Below are 21,298 nucleotides of genomic sequence, written 5' to 3'. Positions count from 1 at the left end.
TCCCCCCGCCCTCACATCTCGCTCCCGCCAATCCTCGCCTTCCCGCCGTGCCCGGTCATGTCCGGGGAACGGAAACGGCCGATCGTGCCTCGATCCGGTGTGCACCGGGTAAGGGGCCGGCCAAGACTGCCGCATTCGCCGGCCCGTGCCGCCCCGCCGGCGGGTTAATGGGACGCAGCGTCCGGCGGTACCGTCCGGGCGGCCTCGGGGGAGGCCGCCCGGACCGGGGACACCGCCGCGCGGGCAAGGGGAAGGACATGTCCATCAGGGGGGTGGGTCCCGTGCGTGACCCGGAACTGGTGTCGTGCGCGCAGCGCGCGGCGAGCGAATTGGAGCGCGCGTGGTCGGAGTGGCGCCACGCTCGCGGCCTGGCCGAGGAGGTCTCGGAGTCCGTCGCCAGCTACGTCGCCCATTCGATCGACCACCCGTGGGGCCGGCCCCGCGTGGTGCTCGGCCTGGACGCGGACGAGGCGCGCGCACTGGCCGCCCTGCTCGGCAAGGAGGACCCCCTCGGCTGACACCGGTTTACCGGAGTTCGTTTGACGAAGCGGCGGCGGCGTGCAAACTGTGTGGGTCCATAACGAACCCGTCACGGAGGAAGACCGCCAGTGCGAGTCCATCGAGGTGGCCCGTGGGTCGCCGGTATCGCGCTGTGTCTCGGCGCGCTCACCGCGTGCGGGGGATCCTCCGGTGCGTCCGACGGCGCGAGCGCGCCGGTCAACCCGCCGCGGGCGGGAGCGCCCGCCGAGCAGGACCGGACGCCCGCGGCCGCCCGGAACGACGCGCCGGCCCTGGACGGCAAGGTCATCGTCATCGACCCCGGGCACAACGGGGGGAACGCCGACCACCCCGAGGAGATCAACAAGAAGGTCCGGATCGGCAACGGCAGCAAGGCGTGCGACACGACCGGCACCGCGTCCAATGACGGCTACCCCGAGCACGCCTTCACCTGGGACGTCGCCAAGCGCCTCGCGAAGCTGCTGCGCGCCGAGGGCGCCGAGGTCACGCTGACGCGCAAGGACGACAAGGGCGTCGGCCCGTGCATCACCGAGCGGGCCGCGATCGCGAACCGGCTGGACGCGGACGCCGCCGTCTCGATCCACGCCGACGGCAACGCGCGCGCGTCCGCCCACGGCTTCCACATCATCGAACCGACCTCGATCGGCGACAACGCCGGGATGGTGCCGGGCTCCCACGAACTGGGCAAGGCCCTCCGCGACGCCTACCGCGAGGGCACCGGCATGCCCTACTCCAACTACCTCGGCGAGGACGGCCGCGACCGGCGCGACGACCTCGGCGGTCTCAACCTGTCGCGGGTCCCCAAGGTCTTCATCGAGTGCGGGAACATGCGCAACAAGGGGGACGCGGCCAAGTTCGCCAGCGCGCCGTTCCGCCAGCGCATAGCCGATGCCCTGACCGAGGGCTTCAAGATCTACCTCAAGTGACCACGCGGGAGGATGGGGGCGTGGGTGGTCTTCGGGAGGTTCTGCTTCGTGTCCGTGACGTCCTGCTGAAGGCGGACTACACCGTCGCGGGGGTGCGGGAGCTGCTCGGCCCGGTCGCGGGCGGGGCGCTGGCGCGGGACGAGATCGTGCCGGCGCTGCGGGCGACCGGCGGCGGGTCGGCGCTTGAGGTGCTGACGCGGCTGTTCTGGTTGCAGGTGCCCGTGGCCGAGGCTGCGGTCGAGGCGGCGGTCGAGTCGGCGGGCGGGGTGGACGAGCTGGTGGCCGCCGGGCTCGCCGAGGTGTCGGGCGGGGAGGTGCGGGCGCGGTTGCGCGTCGAGCCGCTGGAGGCGGTGAGCGGCGCGGGGCATGCGGGGTACGTCGTGTCCGATCTGACGGTGCGGCCGGGGTCGGGGAGCGTTCCGGCGGCCGATCACGTGGTGGGCGCGGGCGGGGCGTCCGGGAATCTGGCCCGGCTGGTTGTCCACAGGGCTGTGGATAACATGCTGGATCTCGGGACGGGATGCGGCGTCCAGGCGGTGCATATGGCGGGGCGCTCACCGGCCGGGCGGATCACCGCGACGGACGTCGGTCCGCGGGCGCTGGAGCTCGCCGCGATGAGCTTCACGCTCTCCGGGATGGACGGCGCCGAACTGCTCCGCGGGTCGCTGCTGGAGCCCGTCCGGGACCGCCGGTTCGATCTGATCGTGTCCAATCCGCCGTTCGTGGTCGCGCCGTCCGGGGGGCCGCGGTTCACCTACCGCGAGTCGGGGCTGCCGGGCGACGACTTCTGCCGGCGCCTCGTCCAGGAGGCGCCCCGGCACCTGACCGACGGCGGATACTGCCAGCTCCTGGCCAATTGGCTGCACCTGGACGGGGTCCCGTGGGACGAGCGCGTCGGCTCCTGGGTGGCCGGGTGCGACGCGTGGATCGTCCAGCGGGACGTCCAGGATCCCGCGGAATATGCCGAGTTGTGGCTGCGCGATTCCTGCGAGGCCGGGACCCCGGAGTACCGGGCGCGGTACGCGGCGTGGCTCGATCACTTCGAGCGAATGGGCGTCACCGGCATCGGGTTCGGCTGGATCACCCTGCGGCGCAGCGAGCGTCCGGCCGTCCGGATCGAGGACCTCCGGCACGCCGTCGAGCAGCCCGTCGGGGCCTACGTAGCGGACATCCTGGACGGCCTCGCGAAGGGCGCGGAGTTTTCCACAGCCTGTGGACAGACCTTGGCCGCCGCCCCCGGCCTGATCCAGGAACAGCTGGGCCCGCCCGGCGCCGAGGACCCCGAGCGGATCGTGCTCCGCCAGACCGGGCGGCTGCGCCGCGCGGCCGGCGTCGGGACGGTCGAGGCCGGGCTCGCGGGCGTCTGCGACGGCACCCTGCCCCTCGCCCCGCTCCTCGACGCCATCGCCCAGCTCACCGGCATGGACCCGGCCGAGGTCCGCGCGCACGCGGACGCCGTCCTGCCCGAACTGATCGCCGACGGCTTCTTCGGCTAGCCGCCCCGCCGGCGCGGCCGGACGACGGTCTCCATCGCCTCCCCCAGCTCCCGGTACCGCGCGATCAGCACGGAGAAGCCGATCGCCAGGTACCCGCCCGACAGGACCAGCCTGACGTCCTCGCCCGGCAGGACGAACTGCACCGCGAACAGCAGGAACAGCACCGCGGCCTCCCACCGCCGGAACACCAGGTCGATGAGGAGGCCGAGCCCGAGGACGGTCTGCGCGGCGGTCAGCAGCACCTCCTCGATCTGCCTGGAGTCCAGCGGCAGCGACCAGGAGCCGCCGCCCACCCGGTACGCGAACGGCAGCAGGGCGATCAGCAGCGTCCACTGGTTCACCTTGCCGGACAGCAGCGCGCCGATCGCGTCGGCGTCGCGCAGCCGCCACGCCAGCATGGCCGCCGCGAGCAGCAGCGGCGCCTCGGACACCACCGGTGCCAGCCACTGCACCAGCAGGAACTCGTCCACCCCGAGCGACGTCCCGGTGCCGACGAGCGCGTCCCCGAACCGCGCCGTGGACACGTAGACGATCACCGCACCGACCGCGAACCCGGCGCCGGCGGCGATCCGGCGCTCCCGCCGCGGCATCCTGACCAGCCGTCCCGGCACCCCGGCGGTCATCCAGGTGGCGCCCCGGGCGCCGCGTGCGATCCGGACGAGGTAGACCACGTACACGGCGATGAGCACGACCGCGATGTACCAGCCGATCTCCCCGGTCAGCGCCGGGATGAAGCCGAGGACGGCGGCGAGCGCCAGAAAGCCCAGCTCGGTGCGGTGCCGCGCGGCGAGCCGGACGGTGCGCCGTCCCGTTCCGCGTGCCGCGTGCCTGCCGGAGCCGCCGCCGGAACGTCCGCTCAGCCGCCGCACGCCCAGCGCGAACGCCAGCACGACCAGTGCCCAGCCGACGCCGACGAGCAGCCGGTTCGCGCCCGTCATGGTGGCCGCCGCGTAGGCGGTGTAACCCGGTTTCGTCTCCCCGGCATACGCGAAGTAGAGGTCCAGCGCGTACTGCGGCAGGACCGCGGCCAGCGCCAGCAGCGCGACGGCGAGCGCTCCGGGCATGTCCGCCTGGGCCGTCTCCGCCGCCCACATCAGCAGGATCGCCGCGGACAGCACCCCGGCGCCGAAGATCAGCACCGCCGGGAGCGCCGGCGGATGCAGGCCGCCCGCCCACGTCACGACCGCGGGAAGCGCGAGGACCAGCGTGCCGGTGACCCGGACCAGCAGCGTCTCGCGGGACACGGGCGGCGGCTCGCGCACGCTCGGCTCGCCGGACATACCCGCACCGTGCCCCGCGCCGACCCGCCGATGCCGGCCCCCGAGGCAACCAACTGGCAAAGCCGCCCGGCCGGGGGAGCGGAGTCAGGGACGGGGCGAGGGAAGGGACTTCGAGTCGCTGTCGCGGAGGCGGCGGGACAGGGCGCGGTTGATGCGGTGCGCCCAGAGCGGGCCGCCGTAGATCATGCCGGTGTAGCCCTGGACGAGGGTGGCGCCCGCCCGGATGCGCTCCCACACGTCGTCGGCGGTCTCGACGCCGCCGACCGAGATCAGCGTGAGCCGGCCGCCGGTGCGGGACCGCAGGCGGTGCAGGACGTCCAGCGAGCGTTCCTTCAGCGGCGCGCCGGACAGCCCGCCGGTCTCCTTGACCAGGGCGGGCGGGCTGAGCAGGGCGTCCCGGCCGATGGTGGTGTTGGCGGCGATGATGCCGTCCAGGCCGAGGTCGAGGGCGAGGTCGGCGACCGCGTCGATGTCGTCGTCCGCCAGATCCGGGGCGATCTTGACCAGGAGCGGGACGCGGCGGCCGGTGGAGCGGCCGGTGGAGCGGTCCGCGGCCTCGCGCACCGCCGCCAGGAGGGGGCGCAGGTGCTCGACGGCCTGCAGGTCGCGCAGGCCCGGGGTGTTGGGCGAGCTGACGTTGACGACGAGGTAGTCCGCGTGCGGCGCGAGCCGCTCGGTGCTCGCCACGTAGTCGGCCGTCGCCGACGCCTCCGGGACGACCTTCGTCTTGCCGATGTTGACCCCGACGATCGGTCCGGTGCCGCGGCCGCGCAGCCGCTCCGCGGCGGCCTGCGAGCCCGCGTTGTTGAAGCCCATCCGGTTGATGACCGCCCGGTCGGGGACGAGCCGGAACAGCCGCGGGCGCGGGTTGCCGGGCTGCGGACGTCCCGTCACGGTGCCGATCTCGACGTGGCCGAACCCGAACGCGCCGAGCGCCTCGTAGGCGACGGCGTCCTTGTCGAACCCGGCGGCGAGGCCGAGCGGGCTGGGGAAGTCCAGCCCGAGCGCGCGGACGGCCAGCGCCGGGTCGCGGGGTGCGAGCAGCCGCCGCAGCAGCGGCACCGCCCCGGGCACCGCCTGGACGGCGCGGAGCCCCCGCAGCGTCAGGTGATGGACGGTCTCCGCGGAGATCCGGGCGATGACCAGTGAGAACAGGAGTCGATACATCCCCTGCAGTATCTCAGCCGGGGCACCCGAAAACGCGTTGAGGGGTGCGGAGCCGGCGCGGTTCACTGCTGCCCGCGGAAGGTGCGGCGGAGTTGGAGGCGGATGTCGCGGCTCGTCTCCCGGACGGTCTGGCGGGCGGCGCGCAGCGGGTCGCGGACCGACGCCCGCCACACCCCGTGCACGCCGTGCCCGACCGGACGCAGCACGCTCCGCCCGACCCAGCGCGCCGGCTCGACGACCAGCGTCCGGACGGGCAGGACGACGAGCGTCCGCCAGAGCCACCGCACGGCGCGGCCCGCGAGCCGCCACGCCGCGACGAGCCCGGCGATGAGCGGGGCCAGGACGTACCGCCACACCGCCTGGACGGGACGCAGCAGCAGGATTCGCGCCAGCCCCGCGAGGGACCGGCCGATCCAGGCGGCGGCGGCCGCGAAGGCGCGCCACCCGGAGGCGATGACCCTCCCGAGCGCGCCCAGCATGGCGAGGAGGCCGCGTCCCACCCAGGCGAGGCCGTGCTGGACGGCGCGTCCCAGCCACAGGAGGCCGCGGAGCGGCGGCCGCAGGAGGTAGCGCCACAGGAACAGGGCCGGGATGACGACGAGCGCGTTGGCCAGCAGGCGGAGACCCGTCAGGATGCCCGCGAACAGCAGCGCGAACGCGCGGCCGGTGGACCTCAGCAGCCAGTGCAGGCCGCGCCCGAGGGCGAGCAGCGGGCGCAGCAGGACCCGGTCGCCGAGCCAGGCCAGCCCGCGCCCGAGCACGGCGAGCCCGCGCCCGATGATGGCCAGGCCGCCTCCGATCACCGCGAGGCCGCGTCCGATCATGGCGGCCAGGCCGCGTCCGACCATGGCCAGGCCGCGTCCGAGCAAGGCCAGGAACGCGCCGAGCGGGACGAGCAGCGTGCGGTGGATCCAGCGGGCCAGGTACGCCGCCCCGCGGCCGAGCCACCTCGCGAAACCGAAGATCACCACGACGGCGAGCCACCGCGCGGGCCGGACGACGAGGAGGTCGAGCAGGGCGCCGATCCCCCGGGTGACGGCCGCGAGCAGCCGTCCGGCGGGGGCGAGCAGCCACCGGTACAGCCCGCGCCGGACCGCGTGCAGCATCCGGCCGATGAGGCGGCCGAGCCGCCGCGGCGCCCGCATCAGCCGGTTCCACACCGCCCGGACGCCCCGCCCGGCCTGCACGGCCAGGTCGTGGACGAGCCGCAGCGGCACCAGGACGATCAGCGCGACCACGCGGACGGGGACCACGAGCCACGCCGGGCCCGGCGGCGTCTCGGCCGGCCGCTCCGTGTCCTTGCGCAGGCTGATCGGGCCGTCCGCGGGGGAGCCGTCGCCGCGGGTCACTGCCGCCCGCCTCGCGAAACGTCGATGAGAACCACCCGCATATGACCCGTCCCGCCGTCGTCTGGTTCCGGGGGGTTTGAACCCCCGCAGGCCGCTTTACCGTACTTCTGCTACGGGAGCGGCGGTCGAGGCCCACGCTGGAGCCGCCCCATAGACGAAGGCGTGGAGGGCTCGCGGGTCGGTCGGGGTTCGCGATCCCTCCGCGCCTTCTTTGCTGCCCCCCTTTCCATGGCAGGCCGGGCGCGCCCGCGACCCCGGAGAGTTGACCGGGATCGGCCCCTCGTCTTGACACGTCCTGTTGATCTTTCTGGGACGATCGAGGCATGTATGAGCGTTTCGCCCACGAGTACGCCGCCCATGCCGAGGACAGCGCCTACAACGCCCTCTACGACCGTCCCGCCGTGCTCGGGCTGGCCGGGGACGTCGGGGACCTCGCGGTCTTCGACGCGGCCTGCGGTCCCGGGCTCTACGCCCGCGAACTCCTGGAGCGGGGAGCCCGCGTCACCGGCTGCGATGTCAGCCCCACCTTGGTCGACCTCGCCCGTGCGCGCTGCGACGGTCTCGCCGACCTGCGCGTCCATGACCTCTCCGAACCGCTGACCTGGGTTCCGGACGGCTCGGCCGACCTCGTCGTCTGCGCGCTGGCGCTGCACTACATCGACGACCGGATCGGCCTCCTGCGGGAGTTCCGCCGCATCCTGACCCGGCGCGGCGCCGTCGTCCTGTCAACCGAGCACCCCGTCATGCATTGGGTGCGCCTGGGCGGCTCGTACTTCGCCGAGGAACGCGTGGAGGAGTCACTGAACCCCGACCGGGACTGGCCCATCCGCGCCTGGCGCCGTCCCTTGACAGCGATATGCGCCGACTTCCGCAAGGCGGGGTTCGTCATAGAGGAACTCCTGGAACCTCGCCCGGGCCCGGAGATGGCCGTTCGTTACCCGGAGGACCACGCCAAGCTGGAGGTGCTCCCGGCCTTCATCGCCTTCCGCCTGGTCCCCGTACTCGCGTGAGGGGTTCAGGCGCTGGCGTACTTGGCCGGTGACACGCCCACCGTGGCGGTGAAGTCGCGGGTCATGTGCGACTGGTCGGAGTATCCGAGGTCGTCGGCCAGGGCCGTCCAGTCGATCGGGACGCCCCGGTCGGCGCGGGACACCGCTTCGTGCAGGCGCGCCCGGCGCAGGACCCACTTGGGGCTCGCCCCCACGTACTCGGCGAAAAGCCGCTGCAGGGTGCGGATCGAGACGTGCAGCTTCTCGGCGGCCTGGTCGACACGGAACAGGGTGGGGTCGGAGGTGATGGCCTCGACCATCGCGGCCACCTCGCCGGCGACGGGGTCCGGGGTCGGGAGGTCGCGCAGCAGGAACTCCTCGGCCAGCCTGGCCATCGCGTCCACGTCGCTGTGGGCGAGCACGGCGCGGCTGACGACCTCCACCTCCGGACGGAGGATGCGGGAGGCGGGGATCCGGCGGTCGGCGAGGTCGATGACCGGTCCCGCCGTGAACGCGCGGAAGCCGCCGGGACGGAACTTCACACCGAGGACCTGCCCCCGTCCCTCCAGACGGCGGACGAAGAGCGACCGGTCGACCCCGTAGACCAGCGGCACGGGCTCCTCGAAGACGAGATGCACGTTCGGGTGGGACAGCACCTTCGTCTCGTAGGGCTCCTCCGTCCGCCACCGGACGTGCCAGTAGAACTCCACGAACGGCGCGAGGGCGGCGCTCGGGGGCCTCCGGTCGATGTCGGCGATGCCCGCCTGCTGGTGCGGGTACAGCACACCACGTCCCATATCCGCCACGTGACCAGGATAGTTGGCGCGTTTCTCCAAGAAGCGCGCCCGCGGACGCCCATAGCGTGCTGGACATGCACGAACACGCCTACACGCATGAACACGCCTACATGAAGGAATGCGCCGCCGAGGCGGCTCGGATCGCCCGCGGCGTCCCGCGGGACCGGCTGGCGGACCCCACCCCGTGCGGTGAGTTCGACCTCCGGACGCTCGTGAACCACCTCGTCCTCTACACGTCCCACGGCCTTGCGCACCGTGCGCTCCGCGAGGAGCTTCCGGAGGAGCTGACCGGACGCGACTTCACCGCCGACGACGCCTGGGCGCGGGAATACGCCGACCAGATCGACCGCGCGGTCGCCGCCTGGGCGGACCCGGCCGTGTGGGACGGCGAGATCTCCGGCACCCCGGCGGCGGACACCGCCGCGATGCTGATCCTGGAGATGGCCCTGCACGGCTGGGACGTCGCGAAGGCCACCGGCCAGGAATACCGGGTCTCGGCCGATACCGGGCGGTTCGTCCTCAAGACCGTCGAGAAGAACGCCGAGATGTACCGGCAGTACGAGGGGTTCGCCGCGCCCGCCCCCGCGGCCGAGGACGCGACGCCCTTCGAGCGGGCGGTGGCCGCCTCCGGACGCGACCCCCGCTGGCGCCCCCCGGCGCGCTGACCCGCGCGGGCCGCGGGGCGCCGGTTCACGCGGCCCGGTCGCCGCCGACCTTCTCCTCGGTCACCGGGACGAACGGCCGGCGGCCTCCGGGCACCCCGGTGCGGACCTCGCCGCCGCTCTCGAAGCGGAACGCGAACGGCACCCCGGCGGCGGCGCCGGGACGCGGACGGTCCATCAGGTGGAAGTGCAGGTGCGGCTCCGACGAGTTGCCGGAGTTGCCGACTTCGCCGAGCACGTCCCCGGCCCGGACGCGGTCGCCCTTCCGGACGCGGACCGACCCCCGCCGCATGTGGGCGAGCACCGCGTACACCCCGTCGCCGAGGTCCAGCACCACGGAGTTGCCGACGATGAACCGGCCCGCCGACAGCGTGAGGTAGGACAGCAGACCGCGGAAGATGACGCCCTCGACCATCAGGTAGCCGAGCGCGGGCCACGAGTTGCGGCTCCAGTGGTCGCGCTGCCAGCCGCTCGCCTGGACGACCACGCCGTCGGCGGGCGCGGTGATCTCCTGCCCGAACGAGGGGAACGACTCCGGCCGCGACGCGAGCGGCCCCTTGCGCAGCGGCCGCCACTCCGGCGCCCCCTCGGGCACGTGGACGAGGTCGATCGCGTACGTCTGCCCCAGCTCGTGGGTGCCGTGGCTGGGGACCTTGTCGGCGGGGCTGTTGACCGGCACCCACCGGCCGCGGACGGGGCTCCGCAGCACGACCGGCTCCCGTCCCGGGGCGGCGCCGGGCACGAAGAACAGCAGCAGGCCGCAGACGATCATGACCATGCCCGCGATCGACAGCGCGGTAAGGCCGTGCAGGATCTCACCGAACGTCAGTACCAGGCCGAGCAGGACGAACAGCGTCCTGAAGCGGGCGAGTGTCCTGTGCATCTTCCCTCCTAGGGGTCTCAGCGGCGGGTCGCCGCGAGGACGGCGAGGAGCGGCACCACCCGTTCCCCGGGGACGCTGTACCGTCCGCGCGCCGCGGTCCGCAGCCAGCCGGCCGCGACCAGCTGGCGCAGATGGTGGTAGAGCTGCCCGGTCGTGCCGAGCCGTTCGTGGGCGGCCAGCTCGGCGGTCGTCCGGGCGCCGTGGAGGATCTCCCGCAGCAGCAGCAGGCGCACCGGATGCGCGAGCGCCGACATCGTCTCGGCCGCCTGGGACCAGTCGTCGGCTAGCAGGTCGTCCACCGTGTGGCCCTGCTGCCATTCGTAGTGCTCGCCGGACGGCAGCGTCACCGAGCCGGTGAACAGCACGGCGCCCGGGTCGTCGACGCGGTCCTTCAGGCCGTCCAGCGCCCAGAACGTGCCGTCCGCCTTCGGTCCCCCGGCCTGGGCGTCCGCACCTTCCAGGCGGGCCACGCGCTCTTCCAGGCGCTCGACCCGCTCCGCCAGCTCCGCGTTCTCCACGACTCCAATACTACGTAACTACGTAATATCCATCAAACAATCGTGGCGAGGGTCGCTCCCCGCCGGACGCGGTGTCAGCCGACCTGGTCTTCTCGGACGTGGTACGGGCGGCAGCCGTGGTGGCCGCTGCCGGACGCGAGCCCGGCACGGAGGACCAGGTGGTCGGTCCCGTAGCCGCGGCGTTGCTGGTAGGCCCAGTACGCGGCGCGGTCGCGGCTCGTCCACCTGTCGAAGATCATCACCTCGCGGACGCCGGCGTCCCCGCTCGACTTGATGACGAGATCACCGGGCCGCAACTGGGAGGACGGGATGTGCCGGCAGTAGGAGGACTCCAGGGCGGCGGAGTTGGGGCCCGGTTTCGGCAGGCCCAGCGCCATGGACGCGTAGCCGGAGCCGTCGGTCCGGTACCCCTGGTGACTGGCCGACTGGTCGTAGGGGACGCGTTCCGGGCCGCCCGGGTGCCAGGTCCTGGCGCGGGCGAGGACGGTCCGCCTGCTGATCGCCTTGACCGGCGGGCGGGCGGCCGCGCCGGACGTCACCGGCCGGGTGGTGGCGCTTTCCGGCTCGGACGCGGTCTGCAGCGCCGCGCCGAGCGCCACCCCGGCGGTGCCGGCCAGGAGCGTGCAGCCGATGAGAGCGCCGAAGAACATCGGCCGGGGACGGCGGCCCGCCGGTGCCGGTTCCGTCGCCGGAGACGGCGGCGTGTCCGCCGCGGACGGAGATTCCATGGTGCGCGTCGGTGGTGGTTCCGCGGCGGGCCCGTCCGGGGGAGTGACCGCGGCCGGGGACGATCGCCTCGCCTCGTCCGCGACCTCCCAGAGGACCCGCAGGCGGCGCGCGTCGGCATCGCAGAGCGCCGCCAGCGCCATGACCGCGTCGACCGGGATCCAGGTCTCGCCGCTGAGCCACCGCCCCCACGACGAGCGGCTCCCGTGCGTCTCGCGCGCGAGGGTGCGCAGGTCGTGCCCGGCCGCCTCCTTCATCCCGCGCAGTTCGGTGAGCAGGATCCGCACCGCCTCCGGCAGGTCGCCGGGCAGCGGGGCCGGTCGTCGGCTTCGACTCATTGGCGATTCTCCCGCGGGTGGCCTCTTCGGCTTATGCCGACTCGCGCTCATGGGCTCGGTCCGGGCGCCCATTATGCCCAGTCCAGTGGACGGCAGCACGAAATCAAGTCGAGCACCGAGGGTTCACCGGTACCTGCACTGGGTGATCATCTCAGAAGGTTTGAATCGGGGTCGCCGTCCCGGCCCTTTCGGTATCGCCATCACGTTCGCGCAGGTGAGGATGCGGCCCAGTGTCCCGTTGTCCCGAATTTCGCGATGACCCTGGCCCGGCGGCGATGTTGTCCATAAAGTCTGCCGGGTCGATCGACGGCTCCCACCAGGCGCCGGCAATGGCGCCGCTCCCAACCATTCACGGAGGATTATCAATGGCTTCCCCTCGGGCCATCCTCATCGGTGCCGGCTCCCTGGCGCTGGCCGGCGGCACCGTCCTCGGCCTGCACGGGGCCGCGACCCCCGCCGAACGGCAACTGCCCGCGCGGAGCGTCCAGTTGCAGGCGGCCGGTCAGCAGGCCGTGCCGCTGGCCGCCCCGACCGTCACCCGCGCGGAGGTCATCTCCCGCGCCAAGACGTGGAACCCGCACACCGCCGACCGCGTCCCGTACAGCCAGTCGAAGACCCACGGCGGCTACCGCACCGACTGCTCGGGGTACGTGTCCATGACGCTGCGGCTGCCCAAGCCCGGTCCCAACACGGTCGGCCTGGCGTCCTCGACCTACACCACGCGCATCAACATGTCCCAGCTCAAGAAGGGCGACATCATCATCGACGCGATCGGGAGCAACACCACCCGGCACGTCGTGATCTTCGAGAAGTGGGCCAACAGCGCGCGTAGCGCGTACTGGGCCTACGAGCAGCGCGGCGGCTACGGCACCGACTACCGCACGCGGTCCTACGGCCTGTCGAGCGGCAGCGAGTACAAGGCGTACCGGCCGAAGAACATCGCCTGACCCGAAGAACATCGCCTGACCCGACCCGGCAATGCCACGCCCGGCCGAGCCCGGCCGGGCGTGGCGCGCCCGTGCCGTGGCGAGACGCCTCCGGTCTCAGGCGAGTTTCTTCACCAGGACCTCGAACTCCAGGTCGTCGCGCTTGGGGAGGCCGAACCGCTCGTCGCCGTACGGGAACGGCTGCATCTCGCCCGTCCGGACGTAGCCGCGCCGCTCGTACCAGCCGATCAGGTCCGCGCGGAGGGTGATCACCGTCATGCGCATCTCGTCCGCGCCCCACTCCTCGCGCGCCACGCGCTCGGCCTCGGCGAGGACCCGCCCGCCGAGCCCGCCGCCCTGGGCGCCGGGGTCCACGGCGAACATGCCGAAGTAGGCGTGGCCGCCGCGGTTCTCGAGCTGGCAGCAGGCGACCGGGACGCCGTCCGCCTCGGCGATCAGCAGGCGGCCGGACTCGTCGGCCACCACGGCCGCGACCATGTCGGGGTCCGTGCGCTGGCCGCCGAGCAGGTCGGCCTCGGTCGTCCACCCGGCGCGGCTCTCGTCGCCCCGGTAGGCACGCTCGACGAGCGTGACCAGGGCGGGTATGTCGGCCTTCGTGGCGGCACGGAATGCCGGCTTCGCGGGAGTCATCGGAACAAAAGCTAGCGCAGCACCCGAACCGCACCGGACGCGCCCGCGGCCGAACGCGGTTGCGCGGACAATCCTGGATGTTTAGTATCCAGGATTATGCGGATGAGCGAGGGCGTCGAGTGGGCGCTCCACGAGTGCCTCAACCTCACCTGGCTCGAACCGGGGGAGGCGGTGACGGCCGCCCGCCTGGCGAAGTACTACGAGCTGCCCACCGCCTACCTGAACAAGCAGCTCCAGGCCCTCACCCGCGCCGGGATCCTGGACTCCACGCCCGGCCCGCGGGGCGGGTTCCGGCTCGCGCGCCGCCCGGAGGACATCACGCTCATGGACGTGGTGACCGCCATCGAGGGACCGGACGGCGCGTTCCGCTGCGAGGAGGTCCTCCGGCGGGCCCCGGGCGACCACGAGGGCGTCGACTACCGCAAGTCCTGCATCATCTCCCAGTCCATGCGCCGCGCGGAGCTCGCCTGGCGCAGGGAGCTGGCCGCGGTGACCATCGCCGACCTGAAGGAGATCGTCGAGAAGCGGCACCCGGCCTCGCCCGGCGACATCCTCCGGGGCCTGCGCGACCGGCGGACCTGACGCTCACCACCCGCGACTCCAGAGGGGAGTCGCCGGCCCTAATTCTAGACATCAGATATCCAGATCTAAGGAGGTCATCATGCAGGCACGGATGAACATCGCGAAGGCCGCCCCGGGCGGGTACAAGGCCATGCTGGCGCTGGAGGCGTACCTCGGGGAGTGCGGCGTACCGCACAGCACGCTGCTGCTGCTCAAGCTGCGGGTCAGCCAGATCAACGGCTGCGCGTTCTGCGTCAACATGCACTCCCGCGACGCCAAGGCCGAGGGCGAGACCGACGAGCGCCTCTGGTCGGTGGCCGCCTGGCGCGAGGCGCCCTTCTACACCGACGAGGAGCGGGCGGCCCTGGCGCTCGCCGAGGCGGCCACGCGCATCGGCGACAACCCGGCCGGCGTCCCGGACGACGTCTGGAACGAGGCCGCCGACCACTACGACGAGAAGTCCCTCGGTGCCCTGGTCATGGCGATCGCCGCCATCAACGCCTGGAACCGCATCAGCGTCACCGTCCGCAACCCCGCCGCCTGAACCGGACCGACCATGCCGCATTCCTTCACCAATCCGCCCGAGCTGCACGACCCGGTCGGCTTCGGCTACAGCCACGTCGCGACGGCCTCCGGGGACCTGGTCTTCGTCGCGGGCCAGTACGCCTCGGATGCCGGCGGCCAGGTCGCGTCGACGGACTTCGCCGACCAGGTAAGGCGAGCCTTCACCAACCTGCGCGCCGCCCTGGCGTCGGCCGGCCTGGACTTCGAACACGTCGTCCAACTGCGCACGCACATCGTCGCGCACGACCCCGGCAAGCTGGAGATCCTGGCCGAGCACATCGGCGAGATCTGGGGAGACAGCCCACCCGTCCAAACGCTCACCGGAGTAGCCGCCCTAGCCCTCCCCGACCTGCGATTCGAGGTAGACGCAATCGCCGTCCGCCCCTGACCCGTCCGCCCCTGACCCGTCCGCACCGGCGGTGCGGAGGGCGGGGACGAACAGGGCGGTCACGAGGCCGGGCCTCTCGTCGGTGGGGTGTCACCGCAGGGACGTGGTGGGGGCCCGATCGGTTCCGGAGGTGGCGGGAGGAACGTCCTCGGTGTCCACGTCGCCGTCGGAGTTCTTCACGTGCTTGAAGGCTCGCAGGGCGAGGACGGTCAGGGCGGCGTAGAAGAGGGCGCTGACGAGCCCCACGGTTTGGACGCCGGAGGTGAACGCGTCGCGGGCCGCGGCCAGCAGGGCGTCGCCCTGGTCGGCGGGGAGCCGGTCGGCCGCCACGATCGCGCGGTCGATGCTCTCCCGGGCGGCGTTCGCAGCGTCGGACGGGATCGGGCCCAGCGCGTCCTCCACGTTGCTGCGGTACACCGCGGTGCCGAGCGTGGCGAGGGTGGCGATGCCGAGACCGAGCCCGAGTTCGGTGGTCGTCTGCACGATCGACGCGCCGGAGCCGGCCTTCTCCGGCGGCACGGACCCCATGGCGAGGTGGTTGCAGAGCGCGGCCAGCGGCGCGGTGCCGAGCATGACGACGGCCAGCGCGATGAAGATCCTCTCGGGGCCGGAGGTCGAGTCGGCCAGCATGAACATCAGGTAGCCGGCGCTCGCGACGGCCAGGCCGCCCGCGATCAGGTACGCGGGGCGGATGCGGTTCGCCAGCGGCGGGGTGGAGAGGTTACCGACGATCATCAGGACGTTGGGCACGACCAGGAGCAGGCCGGCCTCCAGCGGGGTGAGACCGGTGACGTTCTGCAGGTACAGCGTGACCAGCAGGAGGGTGCCGGTGCCCACCAGGGCGGTCACGAAGAAGAGGGTCAGCGCGGAGCTGAACGTGCGGTTGCGGAACATGCTCAGGTCGAGCAGCGGGTCCGCCAGGCGCCGCTGCCGCTGGACGAACAGCACCCCGGCCGCGATCCCGGACACGAGTACGGCGGCGGGGAGCGGCTCCCAGCCGTTGCGGGCCAGTTCCTTGAGCCCGTAGACGAACGGCAGAATCGCCCCGAGGGACAGGACGACGCTGAGCGGGTCGAGCCTGCCGGGGCGCGGTGCCTTCTGGTCGGGAAGCAGGAAGGGGCCGAAGATCAGCAGCAGCACCATTCCCGGCACGGCCACCAGGAACACCGAGCCCCACCAGAAGTACTCCAGCAGCACGCCGCCGACGAGCGGGCCGAGCGTCGCCCCGCCCATGAAGCAGGTGAGGTAGATGGCCAGGGCGCGGCTGCGTTGCCTCTGGTCGGTGAACATGCCGGTGACCAGGGCCAGGACCGACGGCATCACCGCGGCGCCGGCCACCCCGAGCAGCGCGCGGCTGGCGATGAGCATTTCCGGGCCGGTGGAGAACGCCGCCGCCACGGACGCGACGCCGAACACGGCGCCGCCGAGGAGCAGCAGCTTCTTGCGGCCGATCCGGTCACCGATGGTGCCCATGGTGACCAGGAAGCCCGCGATGAGGAAGCCGTAGATGTCGACGATCCACAGCTGCTGGACGCCGCTCGGCGCGAGGTCGGCGGTCAGGTGCGGAACGCCCAGGTACAGGACGGAGAAGTCCATCGAGACGAGGAAGGTGGGCAGGCCGAGCACGGCCAGCCCGCCCCATTCCCGCCGTCCCGCTCCGCGCCTCGTGTTCGCTGCGGTCATGATGTGATCCCGTCGTCGCCGGCGCCCGCCGGTGCGGTCGCGACCGGCCCGTTGCCGGTCTCTCACCTTCGCCACGAACGGGATCGGGGCCATTCGACACCCCCCGCGGAAAAAGATCGGAAGGCGTGCCGGCCGGGCGCTTACGGATGGACCATGTGGTCGCGGAGCCAGGTCTCGATGCCGTCGAGCTCCTCCAGACTGCCGGGGCCATGACCGGCCGTCCTCGCACGGTAGAAGCTCCGGGCTTCGTCGACCTGCTCCGCGGGCAGGCTGGCGAACAGATCGTCCAGCGCGAAACGCATGGACCCTCCTCATGCGGGCGGCAGTACGTCCTCGGAATCTTTCCGTGGTTCCTTTCGTGGTGGTGTCGAATGGCGCCGGCCCCGTTCGTGGCCAAGGTGAGAGGGCGGGGACGGGAGTGACCCAGGCCGCCTGGTCCGCCGCGGACGCTCGACACAAAGGGAGTTCACCGTGAAGAAGTACCTGCTCGCCGTCCAGCTCGACGAAAGTGCGCAGCCGCCGTCCGAGGAGGAGCTGCAGGAGCAGATGGACCTGACGTCCAAGGTCACCGCCGAGATGCAGGCCGCCGGTTCGTGGGTGTTCGTCGGAGGTCTGCTGCCCTCGCCCGCCACCACCGTCGTCCACCCCGGCGGCGGCGCGACCACGATGACCGACGGCCCGTTCGCCGAGACCAAGGAGCAGCTCGGCGGGTTCTGGGTGATCGAGTGCGACGACCTGGACCAGGCGCTGGCCTGGGCCGACAAGTGCGCGCTGGCCTGCGGGGCTCCGATCGAGGTGCGCCCGTTCCAAGACGCGCAGTGGAGATGAGCATGGACCTGGACGGCGTCTACCGGGCGGAGTACGGCCGCTGCGTGGCCACGCTGACGCGCCTGTTCGGAGACATCGGGCTCGCCGAGGAAGCCGTCCAGGACGCGTTCGCGGTCGCCGTCCGCAAGTGGGACGAGGGACTGCCGCCCAACCCCGGAGGATGGATCGTGACCACCGCCCGCAACCGCGCGATCGACCGCCTGCGCCGCGAATCCACGCGCGAGGCCCGCCACGCCCAGGCGCTGCTGCTGCAGCGACCAGATGAACCCGGGGAGGTGGGACCGGTGCGCGACGACCAGCTACGCATGATCTTCACCTGCTGCCACCCGGCGCTGTCGCCGCTCGCGCAGACCGCGCTCACCCTGCGCCTGCTCGGCGGGCTGCAGGTGGCGGAGATCGCGCGAGCGTACCTGGTGCCCGAGGCGGCCGTATCGCAGCGGATCGTCCGCGCGAAGAAGAAGATCCGCGACGCGGGCATCCCCTACCGGGTGCCCGCCGCGGCGGACCTCGCCGGCCGGCTGCCGCCGGTGCTCACCGTGCTCTACCTGATCTTCAACGAGGGCTACACCTCGACGTCCGGGGAGCTGCTGCGGACGGACCTGTGCCAGGAGGCCGTCCGCCTGGCCAGGGAACTCGCCGAGCTGATGCCCGACGAGCCGGAGGTGATCGGGCTGCTGGCGCTGCTCCTGCTCACCGAGGCCCGGCGGCCCGCGCGGGTGGGGCCCGCGGGCGAGCTGGTCGTGCTCGCCGAGCAGGACCGGTCGCTGTGGAACCGGGAGCTGATCGCCGAGGGGCACGAGCTGGTGCGGTGGTGCCTGCGGCGCGGCCGGCCGGGCCCGTACCAGCTGCAGGCCGCGATCAACGCCGTGCACACCGACGGCCCGGCGACCGACTGGGCCCAGGTGCTGGCGCTGTACGACCAGCTGCTGCGGCATTCGCCGACCCCGATCGTGGCGCTCAACCGGGCGGTCGCCGTCGCCGAGGTGCACGGTCCGGCGCGGGCGCTGGCCATCGTCGACGAGTTGGACCTGCCGGGCTACCACCTGCTGCCGGCCACCCGCGCGGACCTGCTCACCCGCCTCGGCCGTACCGCCGAGGCCGCCACCGCCTACGACGAGGCGATCGCCCTGGCCACCAACGACACGGAACGGGCCTTCCTGCGGACGTTGCGCGACGTGATAGGGACGCGGGGCCGGTGACAGCCGATCATGGGTGGGTACGGGTCGCGGGCCGGGCGAGGCCCTGCTGGTCGACGCGGCAGCCGTCGCCCAGCGGACGGGTGATCGACCAGTGGCGGCGGAAGTGGCACTTGGACATCTTCCAGCGGCCGTCCTCGACCACGTACTCGTCGTCGTACTCGCCGGTGCTGACCGTCTCGGTGTCGTCGAGCAGGTTCACCTGGCGGAACCGCAGCGTCCAGCGGCCGGAGGCGCTGCCTTCGCCGTGGACGGTGATGTCCGGGTGCATCGCGTGGTGCATGTCGAGGATCGCGTTCCGGCCGTCCACCCGCTGGAGGGCGATGCGTTCGAAGACCCTGACGATGCCGTCCGCGTCGTCGAAGGTGCCGAGGCGGTCGAAGTCGATCGACGCGCCGGAGGCGACGAAGCACGCCCGGAACTCCGCGGGGTCCTTCGCGTCGCAGGCCCGCAGGTAGCGGTGCTTGAGCGCCTTGATCTCCTCGATGGCCTCCAGCCGGGCGATGCGCCCGGCGAGGTCGGGACCCGGTGGCTGCGGCATGGTGGCTCGACCTTCGGGCATGGGGGACGCGCCGTCCAGCGGCGTCCCGGTGAACGGGAGGCGCAGCAGCGGCGGGGTGAGGACGAGCAGGAGGGCCGCGAGGGCGGCGACCGCGACCATGGCTCCGCGCAGTCCCACGGCCTCGGCCCACAGGCCGACGTAGCCGGGGCCGGCGAGGAACCCGAGGTAGGACACGGTCGTGACGACGGAGGTCGCCCGGCCGCGGCGGGACTCGTCGACGATCCGCGAGACGATGCCGAGCAGGGTCGGGAACAGCACCGCGGTCCCGGCGGCGGCCAGCGCGAGACCCGGTGCGGCGATCAGCAGGGTGGGCGCGGCGGCGAGCAGGGCCGCGCCGGCCGCGGCGGCCGACGCGCCGACGAGGAGGACGGTGCGCGCATGGGCGGCCCGCACTCCGCCGACGCAGAACCGGGTGATCGCGACCGTGCCGGCGAACACGGCGGGCGCGACGGCGCTCAGCCCCGTGCCTGAGCCGAGCTCGTCGTGGGCGAAGACCGCGCTCCAGCTCTGGTGCGCGTTCTCGCTGGCGAACGCCAGCGCGCCCAGGACCCCGATGAGCAGGAACGGGACGATGCCGCGCCGGGGGAACGGCGTCGCACCCGCCGCCGGGACTCGCTGAGCGGTGACGACGTCGGCGGGCAGCGTCTTGAGCAGCGAAATCCCGGCGACCAGGGAGAGGACGGCCACGGCCACGAACGGGGCCGCGAGCGGCAGCGACGCGGCCGAGGCGAGGCCGGTGGCGAGGCTCGCGACGACCACGAGCGCGGAGAAGACGCCGTGGGCGGGGGTGATGACGGGGCGGCCGGCGAGCTTCTCGGCCCGTCCGGCGACCGCGTTGATGGCCACGTCCGCCGCTCCGCTGGCGGCGCCGATGACGGCCAGCCCGATGCACAGCCCCGCCAGGTTCACCGCGGTCACCGCCACCCCGGCACCCGCGCATCCCAGGGCGGCGACGGCCAGGGCCGCGACCCGCAGGCCCCAGCGATCGAGCGCCCTGCCCGCCAGCAGCATCGCGGGGAGCGCGCCCGCACCGACGAACAGCAGCGCGAGGCCGAGCCGGCCGTCACCGATGCCCGTCCGCTGCTGGACCCGCGGTATCGAGGCGCCCCACACCCCCCAGAACGCACCGAACGCGGCGAAGGCCACGATCGCCGAGACGATGAGGCGGCGGTGCGGCCCGGCGGATCTCCATGGCATGTGTGTAACGATACACAATCTAGGCTGGAGCCCATGGAACCCTCCTCGGGCTCGAAGCGGGTGACGCTGGCGCAGGTGGCGGAACTGGCGGGCGTGTCCGTCATGACCGCCTCCTACACCTACAACCGGCCGGAGCGCGTGTCAGCGGAGGCCCGGTCGAAGGTGCTGGGCGCGGCGGCCCGGCTCGGGTACGCCGGACCCGACCCGAGCGCCCGATCGCTGCGGCGCGGCAGCACCCGCACGCTCGGCGTGGTCCTGGGGGAGCATCTGAGCTACGCGTTCGACGACCCGGAGGCCGTGTCCTTCCTGGCCGGGATCGCCGATGTCTGCGCCGACCACGGCTACGGCGTGACGATACTGCCGATCTCGGGCGCCGCCGACGACGTCTCGCGGATCAGGGACGCCGCCGTCGACGGGTTCGTCGTCTGGACCACGTCCGACGACGATCCGATCCTGGCGGCGGTCCGGGCGGTGCGGCGCCCGGCGGTGGTCCACGGCGGCCCGGCCGTCCGCGGCCTGGGACTGGTGAGCATCGACAACCGCGCGGCGGCGGCCGCGGTGGGCGCCGTCGCGTTCGCCGGCGCCGCACGTCCGGCGGTGCTGAGCCTCCCGCTCTCCCGCGAGCGGACGAGCACGGTCACCGTCGGCGCGGACATCACGGATGTCCTGTTCCCGGTCACGCGGGAGCGGCTGGAGGGCTACCGGCGAGCGGCCGAGGGCGCGGGCTTCACCTGGCGCGATGTGGTCGTGGCGGTATGCGCGCGCAACGACGCCGCCGAGGCCGAGCGGCTCGCCGCGACCCTGCTGTCCGCCGCCGAGCCGCCCGACGCGATCGCCGCCATGAGCGACCAGCAGGCGGCCGGGATCGTCCGCGCCGCCCGCGCCGCCGGCCGCGCCGTGCCCGGCGAGCTGGCGGTGACCGGCTGGGACGACTCGGCGGTCGCGGCGGAACTCGGGCTGACGACGGTGGCGCAGTCGCTACGCGACCAGGGAGCGGCATGCGCGTACGCCGCGCTCGGCCGGAAGCCGGGCTCGCAGGCCGCGTCGTGGTCCGTCGTTCGCCGAGGCAGCACACGCGAGTGAACTCGGTGT

23 protein-coding genes are annotated in these 21,298 nt (G+C 73.0%); 12 read left to right on the top strand and 11 right to left on the bottom strand.

The features are described 5' to 3' along the window. Window positions 1-257 precede the first annotated feature (257 nt). The 3 genes from E1289_RS15315 to E1289_RS15305 all read left to right on the top strand — a co-directional run bounded on the left by E1289_RS15315 (window position 258) and on the right by E1289_RS15305 (window position 2,941). Window positions 258-518 (top strand): hypothetical protein, encoded by a 261-nt coding sequence (locus E1289_RS15315; protein WP_221480527.1) that lies wholly within the window; start codon window positions 258-260, stop codon window positions 516-518. 90 nt (window positions 519-608) lie between these two features. After that, window positions 609-1,445 (top strand): N-acetylmuramoyl-L-alanine amidase, encoded by an 837-nt coding sequence (locus tag E1289_RS15310; RefSeq protein WP_243712840.1) that lies wholly within the window; start codon window positions 609-611, stop codon window positions 1,443-1,445. Between the two features lie 20 nt (window positions 1,446-1,465). Continuing rightward, window positions 1,466-2,941, top strand: coding sequence for a class I SAM-dependent methyltransferase (locus E1289_RS15305; protein WP_131980557.1), 1,476 nt, complete (start codon window positions 1,466-1,468; stop codon window positions 2,939-2,941). On the opposite strand, the gene E1289_RS15300 is transcribed toward E1289_RS15305, so the two are convergent. The 3 genes from E1289_RS15300 to E1289_RS15290 form a co-directional block, all read right to left on the bottom strand. Further along, window positions 2,938-4,221 (bottom strand): sodium:proton exchanger, encoded by a 1,284-nt coding sequence (locus E1289_RS15300; protein ID WP_131980555.1) that lies wholly within the window; start codon window positions 4,219-4,221, stop codon window positions 2,938-2,940. The genes E1289_RS15305 and E1289_RS15300 overlap by 4 nt on opposite strands. 84 nt (window positions 4,222-4,305) lie before the next feature. Beyond that, a complete protein-coding gene (locus E1289_RS15295) occupies window positions 4,306-5,388 on the bottom strand; it encodes a quinone-dependent dihydroorotate dehydrogenase (protein WP_131980553.1) in 1,083 nt (360 codons plus the stop codon). A 62-nt stretch (window positions 5,389-5,450) separates the two neighbouring features. Beyond that, window positions 5,451-6,737 carry a hypothetical protein gene (locus tag E1289_RS15290; protein ID WP_131980551.1) on the bottom strand — a complete coding sequence of 429 codons (1,287 nt, stop codon included), beginning with the start codon at window positions 6,735-6,737 and terminating at the stop codon, window positions 5,451-5,453. Window positions 6,738-7,060: 323 nt separating this feature from the next. On the opposite strand from E1289_RS15290, the gene E1289_RS15285 reads away from it, so the two are divergent. Then, entirely contained in the window at window positions 7,061-7,747 is a 687-nt protein-coding gene (locus tag E1289_RS15285) for a class I SAM-dependent methyltransferase (RefSeq protein ID WP_131980549.1), read from the top strand. A gap of 5 nt (window positions 7,748-7,752) precedes the next feature. Here E1289_RS15285 and E1289_RS15280 read toward each other — a convergent pair whose 3' ends face one another. Continuing rightward, on the bottom strand, window positions 7,753-8,523 hold the full coding sequence (locus tag E1289_RS15280) for a helix-turn-helix domain-containing protein (RefSeq protein WP_131980563.1): 771 nt from the start codon (window positions 8,521-8,523) through the stop codon (window positions 7,753-7,755). A 74-nt stretch (window positions 8,524-8,597) separates the two neighbouring features. Between E1289_RS15280 and E1289_RS15275 the strand changes: the two genes are divergently transcribed. Then, window positions 8,598-9,188 carry a TIGR03086 family metal-binding protein gene (locus E1289_RS15275; RefSeq protein ID WP_131980547.1) on the top strand — a complete coding sequence of 197 codons (591 nt, stop codon included), beginning with the start codon at window positions 8,598-8,600 and terminating at the stop codon, window positions 9,186-9,188. Window positions 9,189-9,213: 25 nt separating this feature from the next. Here the strand turns inward: E1289_RS15275 and E1289_RS15270 are convergent, their stop codons facing one another. From E1289_RS15270 to E1289_RS15260, 3 genes are all read right to left on the bottom strand, one after another. Further along, window positions 9,214-10,068: a M23 family metallopeptidase gene (locus E1289_RS15270; protein WP_131980545.1), complete on the bottom strand. Its 855-nt coding sequence runs from the start codon at window positions 10,066-10,068 to the stop codon at window positions 9,214-9,216. Between the two features lie 17 nt (window positions 10,069-10,085). Beyond that, entirely contained in the window at window positions 10,086-10,586 is a 501-nt protein-coding gene (locus E1289_RS15265) for a helix-turn-helix domain-containing protein (protein ID WP_131980543.1), read from the bottom strand. Window positions 10,587-10,660: 74 nt separating this feature from the next. After that, on the bottom strand, window positions 10,661-11,650 hold the full coding sequence (locus E1289_RS15260) for a helix-turn-helix domain-containing protein (RefSeq protein WP_131980541.1): 990 nt from the start codon (window positions 11,648-11,650) through the stop codon (window positions 10,661-10,663). Between the two features lie 365 nt (window positions 11,651-12,015). Between E1289_RS15260 and E1289_RS15255 the strand changes: the two genes are divergently transcribed. Further along, complete coding sequence (locus tag E1289_RS15255; protein WP_131980539.1) at window positions 12,016-12,597, top strand: hypothetical protein; 582 nt, start codon at window positions 12,016-12,018, stop codon at window positions 12,595-12,597. A gap of 96 nt (window positions 12,598-12,693) precedes the next feature. On the opposite strand, the gene E1289_RS15250 is transcribed toward E1289_RS15255, so the two are convergent. Beyond that, complete coding sequence (locus tag E1289_RS15250; protein ID WP_131980537.1) at window positions 12,694-13,227, bottom strand: GNAT family N-acetyltransferase; 534 nt, start codon at window positions 13,225-13,227, stop codon at window positions 12,694-12,696. A 102-nt stretch (window positions 13,228-13,329) separates the two neighbouring features. On the opposite strand from E1289_RS15250, the gene E1289_RS15245 reads away from it, so the two are divergent. The 3 genes from E1289_RS15245 (at window position 13,330) to E1289_RS15235 (ending at window position 14,740) form a co-directional block, all read left to right on the top strand. Then, on the top strand, window positions 13,330-13,809 hold the full coding sequence (locus E1289_RS15245; protein ID WP_243712839.1) for an Rrf2 family transcriptional regulator: 480 nt from the start codon (window positions 13,330-13,332) through the stop codon (window positions 13,807-13,809). A gap of 79 nt (window positions 13,810-13,888) precedes the next feature. Beyond that, the gene (locus tag E1289_RS15240) at window positions 13,889-14,332 is read left to right on the top strand and encodes a carboxymuconolactone decarboxylase family protein (RefSeq protein WP_131980533.1); all 444 of its coding nucleotides are present in this window, start codon (window positions 13,889-13,891) and stop codon (window positions 14,330-14,332) included. 12 nt (window positions 14,333-14,344) lie between these two features. Next, the gene (locus tag E1289_RS15235) at window positions 14,345-14,740 is read left to right on the top strand and encodes a RidA family protein (RefSeq protein ID WP_131980532.1); all 396 of its coding nucleotides are present in this window, start codon (window positions 14,345-14,347) and stop codon (window positions 14,738-14,740) included. Between the two features lie 90 nt (window positions 14,741-14,830). Here E1289_RS15235 and E1289_RS15230 read toward each other — a convergent pair whose 3' ends face one another. Beyond that, window positions 14,831-16,423: an MFS transporter gene (locus tag E1289_RS15230; RefSeq protein ID WP_131980530.1), complete on the bottom strand. Its 1,593-nt coding sequence runs from the start codon at window positions 16,421-16,423 to the stop codon at window positions 14,831-14,833. A gap of 140 nt (window positions 16,424-16,563) precedes the next feature. Continuing rightward, complete coding sequence (locus E1289_RS15225) at window positions 16,564-16,725, bottom strand: hypothetical protein (RefSeq protein ID WP_207928978.1); 162 nt, start codon at window positions 16,723-16,725, stop codon at window positions 16,564-16,566. 169 nt (window positions 16,726-16,894) lie between these two features. Here E1289_RS15225 and E1289_RS15220 point away from each other — a divergent pair, with 169 nt between their 5' ends. After that, complete coding sequence (locus E1289_RS15220) at window positions 16,895-17,251, top strand: YciI family protein (RefSeq protein ID WP_131980528.1); 357 nt, start codon at window positions 16,895-16,897, stop codon at window positions 17,249-17,251. 2 nt (window positions 17,252-17,253) lie between these two features. Further along, window positions 17,254-18,450, top strand: coding sequence for an RNA polymerase sigma factor (locus tag E1289_RS15215; protein WP_131980526.1), 1,197 nt, complete (start codon window positions 17,254-17,256; stop codon window positions 18,448-18,450). A 7-nt stretch (window positions 18,451-18,457) separates the two neighbouring features. Here E1289_RS15215 and E1289_RS15205 read toward each other — a convergent pair whose 3' ends face one another. Continuing rightward, window positions 18,458-20,206: an MFS transporter gene (locus E1289_RS15205; protein WP_243712838.1), complete on the bottom strand. Its 1,749-nt coding sequence runs from the start codon at window positions 20,204-20,206 to the stop codon at window positions 18,458-18,460. A 33-nt stretch (window positions 20,207-20,239) separates the two neighbouring features. Here E1289_RS15205 and E1289_RS15200 point away from each other — a divergent pair, with 33 nt between their 5' ends. Further along, window positions 20,240-21,289 (top strand): LacI family DNA-binding transcriptional regulator, encoded by a 1,050-nt coding sequence (locus tag E1289_RS15200; RefSeq protein WP_131980524.1) that lies wholly within the window; start codon window positions 20,240-20,242, stop codon window positions 21,287-21,289. Window positions 21,290-21,298: the final 9 nt, after the last annotated feature.

The sequence above is a fragment of the Actinomadura sp. 6K520 genome, assembly GCF_004349245.1.
Classification (GTDB): Bacteria; Actinomycetota; Actinomycetes; order Streptosporangiales; family Streptosporangiaceae; genus Spirillospora.
The sequence above is the reverse complement of the archived record's forward strand: the minus strand, read 5'-3'. Positions and strand labels throughout refer to the sequence as shown.